This window comes from Stenotrophomonas rhizophila (assembly GCF_003651185.1).
GTDB classification, from domain to species: Bacteria; Pseudomonadota; Gammaproteobacteria; order Xanthomonadales; family Xanthomonadaceae; genus Stenotrophomonas; species Stenotrophomonas maltophilia_Z.
Genome location: NZ_RCDC01000006.1, coordinates 141,967 through 155,910 on the forward strand (window position 1 = coordinate 141,967; position 13,944 = coordinate 155,910).

The window sequence follows — 13,944 nt, forward strand, 5'->3', positions numbered from 1 at the left end:
ACCGGCCATGCCCGACAACAGCGATTATTTCGACTTCGAAGAAGAGGAACGCGATTTCGACGAGGACGATTTCGAGGCGCGGATCTGGAATCTGTTCGTGCTGATCAACCCGGGCGATGAAGAACTGGCCCTGCAGCAGTTCAACCGCTGGCGCGAGGCGCTGCTGGAGAGCGGCGAAGGCATCGATGAGGACGCCGACTGGCTGCCGCCGATGATGGCGGCGATCGCCTGGCAGTCCGGGTTCGAGGTGGAGCGCAGCGATGCCGATGCGCTGATGTCGGCGGTCAACGAGCTGTCCGCGCGCTGGAACCTGCAGATCGACTGGGGCGGCGACCTGGACGATGAGGATTTCGCCGCCGGGGTGGATGCCCCGATGCTGATGGGCACCGCCCATGACCGCCTGCGCGAGCACAACTACGCGCTGTGGAGCGTGGATACCGGCAATGACACCCTGGCCGGGTGGATGGCGCTGAACCGCGATGACGATGCGATGCTGGCGCTGTGCTCGCTGCTGGGCGTGGAAGTGCGGCCGGGCAGCGATCCGTTCTGAGGGCGCGATTGCGGTCTGCGTGTGCCGACCAACGGTCGGCACCTACGCCTGATACTGGCCGCGCGCGTTTGAGATCACGGCTTTGACCAGCGCACGGTCCGTATGCCGTGAAATGGCCTGTGCGCCCAGGGCAATCGCCTGCAGGCGCAAGGGGGCGGGCACGTCGTAATGCGCCCCGCTGCGGCGGTTCTGGAACGCCCGCCGCGGAATCCCGAGCTGCGCCGCCATGGCGTGCAGCTCGGGCAGGGTGTCGGCCATCAGATGCGCCCAGCGCTCGCCGCGCCAGGGATGTACCGCATCGTCGATATAGACCGTCACCGGATCGCCGTGGCTCAGGCCTGCGGCTTGTCGTCGCTGGCGGCCGGGGCCGGCTCGCCATCGGCTTCGGCAGCAGCGTCGGTCACGATCTCGGCGTCTTCGGCCTCGTCGTCACCTTCGCCTTCCACGCCTTCGAACTCGGAGACCAGCTGCGACAGGTACTCGTCGGCGGTCTTGCCTTCGTCAGCGGCCAGGTCGTCGATCAGCTGCTGCAGCTGGGTCGAGTACTCCAGGTTGACCTTGCGGCCTTCCTTTTCCTGGACGTTGGACAGGTGCTTGAGCATGGCCAGCATCGGGACCGGGTTGTCGGCGTTGCCCATGGTCTGGCCGCCGATGGCCAGCAGCCACTCGGTGCCCTGCAGGCCGATCGCAGCGACGACCTGGCCTTCTTCGTTGGTCAGCACGGCATGGTTCTGCACCGGCTGCTGGGCGTTGAGGCGGTTGATCGGGCGCTTGGGCTGCTGCTTCTTGCGCTTGTCGCGCTTGGCCTTGGACTGCTTGGACATGGGTGCGGTCTATCTACAAAAGGAAGACCCCATTGTAGTGCCGGCCGCCGGCCGGCTCCACGGATTCCCTGAATTTCCCTCTGCCGCTGCCGCCGCGCCGCTCAAGGCGCGACAGCCGGCGCCAGCGTCGCCTGGATATCGGCGTCGGCAGCGGTGGGCGACAGCGCCACTTCCTGCCCGGCACCGGCCAGGGCCGCCGCTTCGGCCGCCTTGGTCATCACCACGATGCTGATCCGGCGGTTGATCGGGTTGTCCGGCTGGGTCTTGTCGAACAGCACCGAGGAGGACAGGCCGACCACACGGGTCACCTTGTCTTCGGTCATGCCGCCATCCAGCAGTGCACGCCGGGCGGCGTTGGCGCGATCGGCACTGAGCTCCCAGTTGCTGTAGCCGTGGGCGGCGTTGTAGGCGGTGATATCGGTATGGCCGGTGATGCTGATCCGGTTCGGCACGTGATTGATGAACTGCGACAGCTCGCGCAGGATCTCGCGCGTATACGGCTTGAGCGAGGCGCTGCCCATGTCGAACATCGGGCGGTTCTGCTTGTCCACGATCTGGATGCGCAGGCCTTCGGGAGTGAGGTCGAGCAGCAGCTGGTCCTTGAACGGCTCCAGTGCCTGGCTCTTGCTGATCGCTTCTTCCAGCTCCTGCTTGAGCGCTTCCAGCTGGCGTTTTTCGCGCTGGCGCTCGTCTTCCTGCGGCACCGGCCTGGAGGCCTGCTGGTTCTGGAAGGGATCGTTGCTGTTGCCGCGCGAGATGTCGGTCGCGCCGCCCAGCTTGATCATCGAGGTACTGGCGCCGCCCGGGCCGGCCATGCCCGGGGCCGGGGTGGAACTGCTGCCGGCCAGCGGGCTGGGGTTGCGGAAGTACTCGGAGATCGCTGCGCGCTCGGGCTTGCTGGTGGCGGCCATCAGCCACAGCACCAGGAAGAAGGCCATCATCGCGGTCACGAAGTCGGCATAGGCCACCTTCCAGGCACCGCCATGGTGCGCGGCGTGGCCGGCCTTCTTGACCCGGCGGACGATGACGGTGGGTTTGGTCTCGGCCATGGCGCTGCCTTACTTGACCGTCTTGAGGTGCTGTTCGAACTCGCTGAAGCCCGGGCGCACGTTGGACGGCAGGGTCTTGCGGGCGAATTCCAGGGCGATCTTCGGGTTGTAGCCGCGCAGGCAGGCCAGCAGGGCGGTCTTGACCGATTCGTAGATGCGCGCGTCCTGTTCGGCACGGGCTTCCACGGCCGAGGCCAGCGGGCCGACGAAGCCATAGGCCAGCAGGATGCCCAGGAAGGTACCGACCAGCGCGCCGGCGACGTGCGCACCGACCTCGGTGATTTCCCCGCCGATCGAACCCATCGTGATCACGATGCCCAGCACTGCGGCGACGATGCCGAAGCCAGGCAGGCCGTCGGCGACCTTGTTGAGCACGGCGGCCGGCTGCATCGCCTCGCCGTGGTGCTTCTCCAGCTCCAGCTCCAGCAGCGGTTCCAGCTCGTGCGGCTCGATGTTGCTGCCGATCATCAGGCGCAGGCAATCGGTGATGAAGTCGACCAGGTGGTGGTCGGCCTGCACCTTGGGGTAATTGGCGAAGATGCTGCTCTCGGCCGGGCGCTCGACGTGGTCTTCCAGCGCCATGAAGCCTTCGCGCCGCGCCTTGTTGAGCAGTTCGTAGAGCAGGCTGAGGACGTCGATGTAGTCCTGCTGCTTGTAGCGCGGGCCCTTGAACACGCCCACGGTGGCCTGCAGGGTCTGCTTCACGGTTTTGACCGGGGTGCCGACCAGGAACGCGCCCAGCGCCGCACCGCCGATGATCACCAGTTCATAGGGCTGCCACAGCGCGCCGAGTTTGCCGTGCGCGCCGACATAGCCGCCCAGCACGCTGAGGATGACGACGAGAAGTCCAACGATGATGAGCATGGGGCCGACGCGGGAAGGGGATACCTCCATGTCGGCCCCTTCACACCTTTTCTGAAGGGGGGCGGTCGCTCGATGTCACACTTTTCCTGATTCAGGCGGCCGGCTCGGCTTCCGCACCACCGCGCTGCAACGGATCCGGATAGGCCTGCCCGTTGGGCGTGAACGATAGCGAGACCGAGTTCAGGCAGTGGCGTTCATGGGTCGGCGGCGGGCCATCCGGGAAAACATGGCCGAGATGGCTGTCACACCGCGCACAGACGATCTCGGTGCGGACCATGCCATGGCTGGCGTCGCGGATCTCGCGGACATGGGCCGGATCGAAGGGCGCGAAGAAGCTCGGCCAGCCGGTGCCGGAGTCGAACTTGGTGCTGGAGCGGAACAGCGGCAGGCCGCACAACCGGCAGCCGTAGACCCCGTCCTGCTTGTTGTCCAGGAAGACCCCGCAGAACGGTGCTTCGGTGCCGTGATGCAGCAGCACGCGCTGCTCATCGGCGCTGAGGCCGGCCACCAAGGCCTGGCGCTGGGCGTCGGTAGGCGGGGAAAGGTCGAAAACGGTCATGGGCAGTCCTCGTGGGGATGCACTCTACATTGGGTCGTGGGCGGGGCGTTCCAAGCGGGCGACATTCATCGTGCTGATACCCGTGGCGGTGCATGGTGAAGACCTGAACCGCCGCCGGGAGATCGCCATGTACCGCCCACGTCGCCTCGCCGCTGCCTTGCTGGTGCTGCTGCCGTTGACCGCGGCCGCGCAGATCGGCCCGCCGCCCACCCCCACCGCGACGCGGCCGGTGGTCACGCCGCAGCGCGCGCCACAGCCCCCGGCCGTGCAACCGGTGCCGGTCGACAGCCTGTCCGACAGGATGGCCCCGGTGAAGTCGTCCTCGCAGACCCAGCAGCAACTGCGCACGCACCCGATCCAAAGCAAAGGCCCGGCGCAGCCCGCACCGATGCAGGGTCCGGCCGTGCAGAGCAAGGTCTACGACCGCCACGGCCGGATCCTTCCGGGGGTCAAGCAGGTAGGCCCGAACCGCGTGCTTGATACCCGCACCGGCCGCTATTACGACGCCGTCCCCAGCGGTGACGGTCAACAGATCAAGCCCTGACTGTTGGAGTGGCAGGCCGGCAACATGAATGGTTTACATCGCTGCCCGCGCAGTCATCCCCGTCAACGCAAGACCTCACTGTTTTTTCGCCTGTGATTAACCGGATCGGCGGGACCCTGTACACGCGCCGCAACACAGGCGCATCCCCCGAGGTTTTTCGAGAAGAGTGCAATCATGGCTAACCAGCAGAACCGCAGTCCCGGCAAGACGCCGCAGGAGCAGCAGGGCAGTCAGCAACAGAACCAGAAGCCCGGCCAGCAGAACCAGCAGCAGTGGGACCAGCAGAATCAGAAGGGCGGCAAGCAGCAGGACCAGAAGCATCAGGACCAGAAACAGCAGCGCTGATGCGCTTGGCGCAATGAACGAAGGCGGTGCGCACATGCGCGCCGCCTTTTTGCGTTTCAGCCACGCAGCTCAGCACGCGACCGGCTCAATCGGGAATCGGCAGGGTCAAGGTTTCCTTGACCTCTTCCATCACGATGTAGCTCTTGGATTCACGCACGTGCGGCAGGGTCAGCAGCGTGCTGCCGAGCAGCTTGCGGTACGAGGCCATCTCGCTGATGCGCGCCTTGAGCAGGTAGTCGAAGTCGCCCGAGACCAGATGGCATTCCAGCACATTGGGCAGCTTCAACGCCGCGCGCCGGAACTCTTCGAAGATGTCGCCGGATTTGTAGGCCAGGCTGATCTCCACGAACACCAGCAGGCTGGCCTTGAGGTAATGCGGATCGAGCTTGGCGTAGTAGCCGGTGATGGCCCCGTCGCGCTCCAGCCGGCGCACGCGCTCGGTGCACGGCGTGGTCGACAACCCGACCCGCTCGCCCAGTTCGGTGAAGGAGATCCGGCCCTCGGCCTGCAGGATGCGCAGGATCTTGCGGTCGATCTTGTCCAGTTCGCGGGCGCGCGTGGCCATCGGCGTCAGCCTCTCGAGGATGTTGGCGAGACAATACCCTGCCTGATGCTGGAAAAACAGGCGAATTGATTGGTTGCGGCTGACTATACTTCCTCAATTATGGTCCCGGCGTGCTCCTGCGCAGGGAATGATCGGGTTGGAGGGGTGTCATGCGCGTTCTAGTCCTTGGCAGCGGTGTGATCGGCACGACCAGTGCCTGGTACCTGCGGCAGGCCGGGTTTGAAGTCACGGTCGTCGACCGCCAGCCCGGTCCGGCGCTGGAAACCAGTTTCGCCAACGCAGGCCAGCTGTCGTTCGGCTACACCTCGCCGTGGGCCGCGCCCGGCGTGCCGCTCAAGGCGGTCAAGTGGCTGTTCTCCGAACATGCCCCGCTGGCGATCCGCCCGGGCCTGGACTGGCACCAGTACCGTTGGCTGGCGCAGATGCTGCGCAACTGCACGCATGAGCGTTATGCGATCAACAAAGCGCGCATGGTGCGCATGTCCGAATACAGCCGCGATTGCCTCAACGAGCTGCGCCGAGAGACCGGTATCGCGTTCGAAGGCCGCGACCTGGGCACGACCCAGCTGTTCCGTACCCAGCAGCAGCTGGATGCCTCCGCGCAGGACATCGAAGTGCTGGCCCAGTACGGCGTGCCGTATGAGGTGCTCGACCGCGACGGCATCATCGCTTACGAACCGGCACTGGCGGGCGTGGCCGACAAGCTGGTCGGCGCGCTGCGCCTGCCGCGCGACCAGACCGGCGATTGCCAGCTGTTCACCCGTCGCCTGGCGCAGATGTGCGTCGATGCCGGGGTCGAATTCCGTTTCGACCAGGACATCGCGGGCCTGCAGAGCGATGGCGACCGCATCACCGGTGTACGCATCGACGGCAGGCTGGAAACCGCCGATCACTACGTGGTCGCACTGGGCAGCTATTCGCCGTCGCTGGTTGCGCCGCTGGGCCTGCAGCTGCCGGTGTACCCGCTCAAGGGCTACTCGCTGACGCTGCCGATCACGGATCCTGCGATGGCCCCGACCTCGACCATCCTGGATGAAAGCTACAAGGTGGCCGTGACCCGTTTCGACGACCGCATCCGCGTGGGTGGCATGGCCGAGGTGGGCGGGTTCGACCTGTCGCTCTCGCCGCGCCGCCGCGCCACGCTGGAGAAGGTCGTGCGCGACCTCTATCCGGACGGCGGCGACCTGTCGCGCGCTGAGTTCTGGACCGGCCTGCGCCCCGCCACGCCGGACGGTACCCCGGTGGTCGGCGCCACGCCGTACCGCAACCTGTTCCTCAATACCGGCCACGGCACCCTGGGGTGGACCATGGCCTGCGGCTCCGGCCGCTACCTGGCCGACCTGATGGATGCCCGCCAGCCGCAGATCAGCACCGAAGGCCTGGATATCTTCCGCTACACCCACCATGCCGCGTCCGTCCGTCACCGTGAGCCGAGTTCATGCGCCCAGCCCGTGCGTTGATTGATCTGGACGCGCTGCGCAGCAATTACCGGCTGGCACGCGAACTGGGAGGCGGCAAGGCTGTGGCCGTGATCAAGGCCGATGCCTACGGGCACGGTGCAGTGCGCTGCGCGCGCGCGCTGCAGGCCGATGCCGATGCGTTCGGCGTGGCCTGCATCGAGGAAGCGCTGGAACTACGGGCGGCCGGCATCACCGGCCCGATCCTGCTGCTGGAGGGCTTCTTCGATGCCGGCGAACTGCCGCTGATCGTCGAGCACGACCTGTGGTTCGCCGTTGGCGCACCGTGGCAGGTCGAGGCGGTCGCCGCGTTCCAGACCACCGCCACGCTCACCGTGTGGTTGAAGCTGGACAGTGGCATGCATCGCCTGGGCCTGTGGCCTGACGAGTTCCGCGCCGCGCACGCCACGCTCAGTGCGCTGGCGCATGTCGGGCCGATGGTGCTGATGACCCACATGGCGCGTGCCGACGAACTGGACAGCCCGCGCACCCGCGAGCAGGCCGACGTCTTTGCCGCCGCCATCGAAGGCCTGGCCGGGCAGACCAGCCTGTGCAACTCGCCGGCGCTGCTGGGCTGGCCGGAGGTGCGCAGTGACTGGGTGCGCCCGGGCCTGATGCTGTACGGGATCAACCCGATGCCGGCGCATACGGCGCTGACCGAGCGGCTGCGCCCGGTGATGACCATGCGGTCGAAAATCTTTGCCGTGCGCGACATCGCGGTCGGCGAGCCGGTCGGCTATGGCGCGCGCTTCGTCGCGCAGCGGCCGACCCGGGTCGGCGTCGTGGCACTCGGCTATGCCGATGGCTACCCGCAGTTCGCGCCCAACGGCACCCCGGTGCGCATCGACGGCCAGTCCGGCATCGTGATCGGTCGTGTCTCGATGGACATGCTCACCGTGGATCTCACCCACCTGCCGCAGGCCGGGATCGGCAGCACGGTGACACTGTGGGGCGATGCGCCGCGCATCGAGGCCCTGGCGCCGCTGTGCGGGGTCAGTGCCTACCAGCTGCCGTGCGGCGTGAAGCGGGTGGTGCGCGAGTACACCGGCTGAGGGATGGCTCAGGTATTCGCCGTGGCCTCATTGCGCAGATCGCGCCGGATCCAATCATCCAGCAGGCGCTTCTCGTAGCGCAGCGGATCGGTGTCGCTCTGCTGGCCGATGTTGTGCAGGTAGCCGGTGTCCTGCAGCTTGCGCTCGCCTTCGCCGATCACCTTGCCCTGTGCATCCTTCAGGATGTAGGTCAGGGTCACGCGCGGGGGGTAGATATCGCGCATCACCCGGATGTCATTGGCGCGCGGGCCGTGCCACGGCTCGTAATCGCCGGCGCGCTTGATGTCGGTGAAGGTCACCTCCAGCGTCTGGCCGGGCTGCAGCGCCTTGCTGGCGGTGGTCTGCACGTATTTGGCCAGCTGCTGCACCCAGTCACCGCGTTCGGCTTCAAAGCGGTTGTTGCTCAGGCGGATCTCGGTGAACTGGGCCGGGTCGGTCCACGTCACCTGGACAGGACCCTCCGCCTTGAGGGCGCGCGGGGCCTGCGGGTCGGTCACGGTGCGCGGGGCCGCCGCGGCGCTGCCGATGAGCAGCAGGCCGGCCAGGGCCCCGGCGATCAGGGATGTGCGGTTCATGACAACTCCTGGGTCGCGATCACAAGTGGGATCAGGCACCCAGTGTGATCCTGATCCGGGTGAGGGACAATCCACGCGTGTATGCTCCGCCTCTGCGGTTGGCGCCAATTCACCCAGGCCGCCCCCGACCCACGGCGCTTGACGCTGCGAATACGCGCGTTGGCCGATCCTGTCCTCCTCTGTTTCGCCAGTTGCCTCATTGACGCCCTTGCCCAGCCTGCCCACCTCTACGTTGGAACGCGCCTCCTTCCTGGCTTCATCGCCGGATCCGGCCCTGTATCGCACGGTACTTGAGCGCCTGAATGCGGGGTTCTGCATCATCGAAGTGATCTTCGACGATGCCGGGGTGGGTGTGGACTACCGGTTTGTCGAGGTCAACGAGGCCTTTTCACGCAATACCGGGCTGAGCAACGTCTGCGGACAGCGGATGAGCAGCCTGCAACCCGGCCATGAATCCGACTGGTACCGCACCTATGGCGAGGTGGCGCGTAGCGGGCAGGCACGGCAGTTCGAGATGGAAGCGCGCGCGCTGAACCGGTGGTACTCGGTGGAAGCGGTCAGCGTGGGCGAGCCGGACGAGCCTCTGGTGGCCGTGGTGTTCTTCGACATCACCAATCGCAAGCACATCGAGGTGGAACTGGCCGAAAGCGAGGCGCGCTTCAGCGCGCTGGCCGATGGCCTGCCGATGCCGGTCTGGGTGCTGGATGAGCGCGGCCATTCGCGCTTCGTCAATAGTGCCTTCAGCGAGTTTTTTGGAGGCGATGAGCAGCGCGTGCCGGATGATGTCTGGCGTGGCCTGGTGCATCCCGACGATGCTTCGGTGTTCGATTACGAACTGCAGGAGGCGCTGAAATCGCAGCGCTCCATGCATGCGCTGGTCCGCGGCCGCCGCGCCGATGGCCAATGGCGCTGGCTGGAAATGAACGCGCGGCCGCGCTTCTCGCGGATGGGCCGTTTTATCGGCCTGGCCGGCAGCAGTCCGGATGTGACCGAGCGCCGCGAGATCGAAATGGCGCGCGAGGAACTGCTGCAGTCCGAACGTGCGGCGCGCAGCGCGGCCGAGAACATGGCGCGGTTGAAGGATGAATTCCTGGCCACGCTCTCGCACGAGCTGCGTACCCCGCTGACCACCATCCTGGGCTGGAGCGAACTGCTGCTGCAGCGCATCGACAACACCAGCCCGATGTACAAGGGCCTGGGCGTGATCGCCAACAGTGCGATGGCGCAGAAGCGGCTGATCTCGGACATGCTGGACCTCAGCAGCATGTTGCTGGGCAAGGTGCAGCTGGAAGTGGAAATGCTGGATCTGCGTGCGCAGCTGGAAGAGGCGATGCGCGCGCAGGAGCTGGTCGCCGAAGGCAAAGCGTTGTCGATGGAGCTGGTGATGCCTGACGAGCCCTGCCTGGTGCTCGGCGACGCCACCCGCCTGCAGCAGGTGCTGTGGAACCTGCTCTCCAACGCGATCAAATTCACCCCGGCCGAGGGGCGCGTGGTGCTGACCCTGGCTGCCGATGGCGGGCATTGGTCGATCACCGTGACCGATTCCGGTGACGGCATTGCGCCGGAGTTCCTGCGCCATCTGTTCAGCCGGTTCCGCCAGGCCGACGGCACCACCACACGCCGCCACGGCGGATTGGGGCTGGGGCTGGCGATCGTGCAACAGCTGGTGGAACTGCACGGCGGCGCGGTGGCGGCCAGCAGCGACGGCCACGGGCACGGGGCCAGCTTCAACGTGCGCCTGCCGCGCTATCAGCCGCAGGCCGATGGCCGCCCGTTGCGCGAAGTATTCAGCGGCCCGATCACCGAGCAGATCATCGAGCCGTATCCGCTCAAGGGCCTGCATCTGCTGGCCGTGGAAGACCAGCCCGAAGTGCTGGAGTACCTGCGGCGGCTGCTGGAAGAGCAGGGGGCCTCGGTCACCACGGCCTCCTCCGCCGGCGAGGCGCTGGCGCTGCTCAATGAGAATGGCCATGACGGCATCGATGCGCTGCTGACCGATATCGGCATGCCCGGCATGGATGGTTACGGGCTGGTACGCACCCTGCGCGACAACATGGGCGTCGAGCCGGAGGCATTGCCTGCTGTCGCGGTGACGGCGCTGGCACGTGCGGACGACCGCAAGCGTGCGTTGGCGTCGGGCTTCCAGGAGCATGTGGCCAAGCCGTATTCGGTGGCGCAGCTGGTCGCCGCTGTACGCGGTGTCCTGAGCGGTACGCGCTGAGTCCTGCGTTGGCGGCGTGTTGACGCCGCCGCGGGCACACTGGGGCGTACGCCACAGGAGTCGCCATGTCCCGTTACGCCCCCCGCATCCATACCGATCCGGCCGCCATCGCGGCGCTGGAAGCCCTGCTGCCACAGCTGCACGGCCAGACCCAGGTCGAACTCACGCTTGAGGATGGCAGCCGCCTGCTGGGCACCGTCGCGGTGCAGCCGACGCTGCAGCAGTACCGCGACGCCGAGGAGAACGAAGGGAGCAATGGCCAACTGCGGTTGGACGATCTGGATACCCCTGTGCAGCAGCACGTGGTGTGGCTGGACCAGATCACCGCCATCCGGCAGCTGCCCTACCGCGAGTGATCGCGGCGGGCAGGTGCGGGTGGGGCAGGGCTCAGTGGGTGAATTCGCTGGGTTCGGCCTCGAAGCGGCGCGCGTAGGCCCGTTCATCGGCGATCCGGGCTACCTCTTCATCGGCCAGGTCCGGGGCGCCATACACCGCATAGGCCACGCTGCCATCGGCGGTCTTGCCGACCTGGTGCAGGCGGTAGCGGGAATGGCCGCCGCCGGTGTCTTCGGGGTAATGCACCGGTGGCTGGCTGCCCTCCATGTCCATCTCGCTGTTGTCGACTACGCCACCGACAAACAATGCACGCATGAGCCATCTCCACGGGAAGTGAGGCTCCACCCTGCCGGTTTGGATGTTGTCAGGGCATCAACAGGACGTTGAATAAACGCAAATCCGGGTGGGGCGGGGCGAACCGGTAGAATGGCGGCCTCTTTTCAAGATGTGCCCCCGCATGGCTGCCCAGCACGACGCTCCCCTGGAAACCCTGTTCCTGCCGTTCGCCAGTGGCGCACTGTCCTGGCCGGCCGGCCCCGTGCTGTTCCTGCGCGCCCGCGATGGCGCACCGCTGCGCGAGCACGCCCAGCCGGCGCAGCTGGTCTGCGAGCAGAGCTTCCGTCCGTTTGCCGACGCCCTGGAAGCCAGCGGCTGGACCGTGCGTGACGAGCAGCAGCTGGCCGGTGATGCCACCCGCTACGCCGTGGTGCTGGTGCTGCCGCCGCGCCAGCGCGAGGAAGCCAAGGCCCTGTTCGCCCGTGCGCTGGCCCTGACCGCCCCGGGCGGCATCGTGGTGGCCTGCCAGCACAACAACGAAGGCGCCCGCTCCGGCGAAGGCGACCTGCAGCAGCTGGCCGGCCTCGGCGGCAAGCTGACCAAGAACCACTGCCGTGCCTACTGGACGGCGCCGCTCAACGGCCAGCACGACGCCGCGCTCGCGCAGCGCTGGGCAACCCTGGACGCGCCGCGCGCGATCCTTGGCGGCCGCTTCCAGAGCCGCCCGGGCATCTTCGCCTGGGACCGCATCGACCCCGCCTCGGCGCTGCTGGTGGAGCAGCTGCCGGCCGATCTGGCCGGGCGTGGCGCCGATCTGGGCGCCGGCTTCGGTTATCTCTCGGCCGAAGTGCTGGCGCGCTGCCCGAACGTGACCGCGCTGGACCTGTATGAGGCCGAAGGCCGCGCGCTGGCGCTGGCCCGCGAGAACCTCGCCGCGCTCGGCAAGCCGGCCGCGCTGGCCTATCACTGGCAGGACGTCACCGCCGGGATCGAGGGCGAGTACGACTTCATCGTGACCAACCCGCCGTTCCACACCCCGTCGCGCGCGGATCGCCCCGACATCGGCCAGCGCTTCATCGCCGTGGCCGCGCGGGCGCTGCGCCCCGGGGGCCGGATGTGGCTGGTGGCCAACCGCCACCTGCCGTACGAGCAGATCCTCAACGAGAGCTTCGGCCAGGTCCGCGTGGCCGCCGAGCGCGATGGCTTCAAGCTGATCGAAGCCACCAAGGCCAGCAAGAGCGCCACGCCGGTCCGCACGCCGCGCAGCACCGAGCCGAAGTGGGGCCGCGGAGGCCGCGCATGAAGCTGGTCAAGCTGTTGGCCAACCTGGGCTATGGCAGCCGCAAGCAGGTGCAGGGGATGTTCCGTGCCGGCCTGATCACCGATGCCGAGGGCGAGGTGCTGTACGCCGATGACGCGGTCGCGCATGAGGCGATCCGGGTCGAAGGCGAGCCGCTGGACCCGCCGCAGGGGCTGACCCTGCTGCTGCACAAGCCGCGCGGCTACACCTGTTCGACCAAGGACAAAGGCCGGCTGATCTACGACCTGCTGCCACCACGTTACCGCGACCGCGCGCCGGTGTTGTCTTCAGTGGGCCGCCTGGACCGCGACACCAGCGGCATGCTGCTGATGACCGACGATGGCGCGCTGCTGCACCGGATCGTGTCGCCCAAGTCGCGCCTGGACAAGGCCTACGAGGTCACCCTGGCCGAAGACCTGCGCGGTGATGAAGCCGCGCGCTTCGCCAGCGGCGGTCTGCTGCTGGAATCGGACGACAAGCCGTTGCTGCCGGCCGAGCTGCACGTGAACGGCCCGCGCCAGGCGCAGCTGGTCCTGCACGAGGGCCGCTACCACCAGGCCCGCCGGATGTTCGCGGCGGTCGGCAACCACGTCGAGGCGCTGCACCGCAGCCGCATCGGCGGGCTGTCGCTGGGCGAACTGCCTGAAGGCGAGTGGCGCAGGCTGGATGCGGCCGATCTCGAGACGCTGTTCAACGTCCCATGAGTGCTTTCGCCGCGCTGCCGTTCCTGCCCGACGCCGTCATCTTCGACATGGACGGTCTGATGATCGACAGCGAACGGGTCTCGATCGCGTGCTGGTCGCAGGCCGCACAGGAACTGGCGCTGCCGTTCCCGGAGGGGTTCTGGCTGCGCATGGTGGGCCTGGGCGATCGCGACTGCGAGCGTCTGCTGCTGCAGACGGTGAATGCCGAGCAGGTCGCCGCGCTGTTCGCGCGCTGCCACGACCTGTACGAAGCGCGCACGCAGCAGGGGCTGCCGTTGCGCCCCGGCATCCTGGAGATCCTGCAGCTGCTGCACGAGCACGGCGTTCCGCGTGCGGTGGCGACCTCCACCCGCCAGCCGCGTGCCTCGCGCAAGCTGGCCGCCGCTGGGCTGCTGCCGTTCTTCGAGGTGGTGGTGACCAGCAGCGATGTGTCCCATCCCAAGCCCGCCCCGGACATCTACCTGCTGGCCGCGCAGAAGCTGGGCAAGGACCCGGCGCGCTGCCTGGCGCTGGAAGACTCCCCGGCGGGCATCCGCGCGGCGGTGGGTGCGGGCATGACCGCCATCCAGGTGCCGGACCTGGTGCATCCGGATGAGGAACTGCGTGCGCTGGGGCACCGCATCGTGGATTCGCTGCTGGATGCACGGCAGTTGTTGGTGCCGCTGCTGCCGGTGACCGGCGCGCGGTAACGAACGGCGTTGCCCGTTTGGACCACGAAAAAGC

18 protein-coding genes are annotated in these 13,944 nt (G+C 67.3%); 10 read left to right on the forward strand and 8 right to left on the reverse strand.

Going from position 1 to position 13,944, the window contains the following annotated elements:
- Positions 1 to 7 precede the first annotated feature (7 nt).
- Positions 8 to 550 carry a DUF6630 family protein gene (locus BCL79_RS14815; RefSeq protein ID WP_121042435.1) on the forward strand — a complete coding sequence of 181 codons (543 nt, stop codon included), beginning with the start codon at positions 8 to 10 and terminating at the stop codon, positions 548 to 550.
- A gap of 42 nt (positions 551 to 592) precedes the next feature.
- Here the strand turns inward: BCL79_RS14815 and BCL79_RS14820 are convergent, their stop codons facing one another.
- From BCL79_RS14820 to msrB, 5 genes are all read right to left on the reverse strand, one after another.
- Positions 593 to 868 (reverse strand): DUF4031 domain-containing protein, encoded by a 276-nt coding sequence (locus BCL79_RS14820; protein ID WP_121042437.1) that lies wholly within the window; start codon positions 866 to 868, stop codon positions 593 to 595.
- A gap of 14 nt (positions 869 to 882) precedes the next feature.
- A complete protein-coding gene (locus BCL79_RS14825) occupies positions 883 to 1,374 on the reverse strand; it encodes a hypothetical protein (protein ID WP_121042439.1) in 492 nt (163 codons plus the stop codon).
- 101 nt (positions 1,375 to 1,475) lie between these two features.
- Positions 1,476 to 2,423, reverse strand: a complete 948-nt coding sequence (motB, locus tag BCL79_RS14830) for a flagellar motor protein MotB (protein ID WP_121042441.1) — start codon at positions 2,421 to 2,423, stop codon at positions 1,476 to 1,478.
- A gap of 9 nt (positions 2,424 to 2,432) precedes the next feature.
- Positions 2,433 to 3,287 (reverse strand): flagellar motor stator protein MotA, encoded by an 855-nt coding sequence (motA, locus tag BCL79_RS14835; RefSeq protein WP_088432758.1) that lies wholly within the window; start codon positions 3,285 to 3,287, stop codon positions 2,433 to 2,435.
- Between the two features lie 91 nt (positions 3,288 to 3,378).
- The gene (msrB, locus tag BCL79_RS14840; RefSeq protein ID WP_121042443.1) at positions 3,379 to 3,846 is read right to left on the reverse strand and encodes a peptide-methionine (R)-S-oxide reductase MsrB; all 468 of its coding nucleotides are present in this window, start codon (positions 3,844 to 3,846) and stop codon (positions 3,379 to 3,381) included.
- Positions 3,847 to 3,973: 127 nt separating this feature from the next.
- Here msrB and BCL79_RS14845 point away from each other — a divergent pair, with 127 nt between their 5' ends.
- Together BCL79_RS14845 and BCL79_RS14850 are read left to right on the forward strand one after the other, a co-directional pair.
- Complete coding sequence (locus tag BCL79_RS14845) at positions 3,974 to 4,390, forward strand: classical arabinogalactan protein 4 (protein WP_121042837.1); 417 nt, start codon at positions 3,974 to 3,976, stop codon at positions 4,388 to 4,390.
- Between the two features lie 174 nt (positions 4,391 to 4,564).
- Positions 4,565 to 4,735, forward strand: a complete 171-nt coding sequence (locus BCL79_RS14850; protein ID WP_121042445.1) for a lana protein — start codon at positions 4,565 to 4,567, stop codon at positions 4,733 to 4,735.
- Positions 4,736 to 4,820: 85 nt separating this feature from the next.
- Here the strand turns inward: BCL79_RS14850 and BCL79_RS14855 are convergent, their stop codons facing one another.
- On the reverse strand, positions 4,821 to 5,300 hold the full coding sequence (locus BCL79_RS14855) for an Lrp/AsnC ligand binding domain-containing protein (protein ID WP_046272909.1): 480 nt from the start codon (positions 5,298 to 5,300) through the stop codon (positions 4,821 to 4,823).
- A gap of 149 nt (positions 5,301 to 5,449) precedes the next feature.
- On the opposite strand from BCL79_RS14855, the gene BCL79_RS14860 reads away from it, so the two are divergent.
- Together BCL79_RS14860 and alr are read left to right on the forward strand one after the other, a co-directional pair.
- Positions 5,450 to 6,760 (forward strand): D-amino acid dehydrogenase, encoded by a 1,311-nt coding sequence (locus tag BCL79_RS14860; RefSeq protein WP_121042448.1) that lies wholly within the window; start codon positions 5,450 to 5,452, stop codon positions 6,758 to 6,760.
- The gene (alr, locus tag BCL79_RS14865) at positions 6,739 to 7,809 is read left to right on the forward strand and encodes an alanine racemase (RefSeq protein ID WP_121042450.1); all 1,071 of its coding nucleotides are present in this window, start codon (positions 6,739 to 6,741) and stop codon (positions 7,807 to 7,809) included. The genes BCL79_RS14860 and alr overlap by 22 nt, the downstream gene beginning before the upstream one ends.
- An 8-nt stretch (positions 7,810 to 7,817) precedes the next feature.
- On the opposite strand, the gene BCL79_RS14870 is transcribed toward alr, so the two are convergent.
- On the reverse strand, positions 7,818 to 8,384 hold the full coding sequence (locus BCL79_RS14870) for a DUF3016 domain-containing protein (RefSeq protein ID WP_121042452.1): 567 nt from the start codon (positions 8,382 to 8,384) through the stop codon (positions 7,818 to 7,820).
- A 217-nt stretch (positions 8,385 to 8,601) separates the two neighbouring features.
- On the opposite strand from BCL79_RS14870, the gene BCL79_RS14875 reads away from it, so the two are divergent.
- Together BCL79_RS14875 and BCL79_RS14880 are read left to right on the forward strand one after the other, a co-directional pair.
- A complete protein-coding gene (locus BCL79_RS14875; protein ID WP_259462196.1) occupies positions 8,602 to 10,605 on the forward strand; it encodes a hybrid sensor histidine kinase/response regulator in 2,004 nt (667 codons plus the stop codon).
- A 65-nt stretch (positions 10,606 to 10,670) separates the two neighbouring features.
- On the forward strand, positions 10,671 to 10,961 hold the full coding sequence (locus tag BCL79_RS14880) for a DUF3247 family protein (RefSeq protein WP_121042456.1): 291 nt from the start codon (positions 10,671 to 10,673) through the stop codon (positions 10,959 to 10,961).
- Positions 10,962 to 10,992: 31 nt separating this feature from the next.
- Here the strand turns inward: BCL79_RS14880 and BCL79_RS14885 are convergent, their stop codons facing one another.
- On the reverse strand, positions 10,993 to 11,256 hold the full coding sequence (locus BCL79_RS14885; protein WP_121042458.1) for a hypothetical protein: 264 nt from the start codon (positions 11,254 to 11,256) through the stop codon (positions 10,993 to 10,995).
- A 142-nt stretch (positions 11,257 to 11,398) separates the two neighbouring features.
- On the opposite strand from BCL79_RS14885, the gene BCL79_RS14890 reads away from it, so the two are divergent.
- From BCL79_RS14890 to BCL79_RS14900, 3 genes are read left to right on the forward strand one after another with little or no spacing between them, the layout of a single operon-like run.
- Positions 11,399 to 12,520, forward strand: a complete 1,122-nt coding sequence (locus tag BCL79_RS14890; RefSeq protein ID WP_121042460.1) for a class I SAM-dependent methyltransferase — start codon at positions 11,399 to 11,401, stop codon at positions 12,518 to 12,520.
- Positions 12,517 to 13,221 carry a pseudouridine synthase gene (locus tag BCL79_RS14895; protein WP_121042462.1) on the forward strand — a complete coding sequence of 235 codons (705 nt, stop codon included), beginning with the start codon at positions 12,517 to 12,519 and terminating at the stop codon, positions 13,219 to 13,221. The genes BCL79_RS14890 and BCL79_RS14895 overlap by 4 nt, the downstream gene beginning before the upstream one ends.
- Positions 13,218 to 13,910 (forward strand): HAD family hydrolase, encoded by a 693-nt coding sequence (locus BCL79_RS14900; protein WP_121042464.1) that lies wholly within the window; start codon positions 13,218 to 13,220, stop codon positions 13,908 to 13,910. The genes BCL79_RS14895 and BCL79_RS14900 overlap by 4 nt, the downstream gene beginning before the upstream one ends.
- Positions 13,911 to 13,944: the final 34 nt, after the last annotated feature.

Coding starts and splice junctions, on each gene's coding strand:
- BCL79_RS14815 (WP_121042435.1), top strand. CDS start 8: ATGCCCGACAACAGCGATTATTTCGACTTCGAAGAAGAGGAACGCGAT.
- BCL79_RS14825 (WP_121042439.1), bottom strand. CDS start 1,374: ATGTCCAAGCAGTCCAAGGCCAAGCGCGACAAGCGCAAGAAGCAGCAG.
- motB (WP_121042441.1), bottom strand. CDS start 2,423: ATGGCCGAGACCAAACCCACCGTCATCGTCCGCCGGGTCAAGAAGGCC.
- motA (WP_088432758.1), bottom strand. CDS start 3,287: ATGCTCATCATCGTTGGACTTCTCGTCGTCATCCTCAGCGTGCTGGGC.
- msrB (WP_121042443.1), bottom strand. CDS start 3,846: ATGACCGTTTTCGACCTTTCCCCGCCTACCGACGCCCAGCGCCAGGCC.
- BCL79_RS14845 (WP_121042837.1), top strand. CDS start 3,974: ATGTACCGCCCACGTCGCCTCGCCGCTGCCTTGCTGGTGCTGCTGCCG.
- BCL79_RS14850 (WP_121042445.1), top strand. CDS start 4,565: ATGGCTAACCAGCAGAACCGCAGTCCCGGCAAGACGCCGCAGGAGCAG.
- BCL79_RS14855 (WP_046272909.1), bottom strand. CDS start 5,300: ATGGCCACGCGCGCCCGCGAACTGGACAAGATCGACCGCAAGATCCTG.
- BCL79_RS14860 (WP_121042448.1), top strand. CDS start 5,450: ATGCGCGTTCTAGTCCTTGGCAGCGGTGTGATCGGCACGACCAGTGCC.
- alr (WP_121042450.1), top strand. CDS start 6,739: ATGCGCCCAGCCCGTGCGTTGATTGATCTGGACGCGCTGCGCAGCAAT.
- BCL79_RS14870 (WP_121042452.1), bottom strand. CDS start 8,384: ATGAACCGCACATCCCTGATCGCCGGGGCCCTGGCCGGCCTGCTGCTC.
- BCL79_RS14880 (WP_121042456.1), top strand. CDS start 10,671: ATGTCCCGTTACGCCCCCCGCATCCATACCGATCCGGCCGCCATCGCG.
- BCL79_RS14885 (WP_121042458.1), bottom strand. CDS start 11,256: ATGCGTGCATTGTTTGTCGGTGGCGTAGTCGACAACAGCGAGATGGAC.
- BCL79_RS14890 (WP_121042460.1), top strand. CDS start 11,399: ATGGCTGCCCAGCACGACGCTCCCCTGGAAACCCTGTTCCTGCCGTTC.
- BCL79_RS14895 (WP_121042462.1), top strand. CDS start 12,517: ATGAAGCTGGTCAAGCTGTTGGCCAACCTGGGCTATGGCAGCCGCAAG.
- BCL79_RS14900 (WP_121042464.1), top strand. CDS start 13,218: ATGAGTGCTTTCGCCGCGCTGCCGTTCCTGCCCGACGCCGTCATCTTC.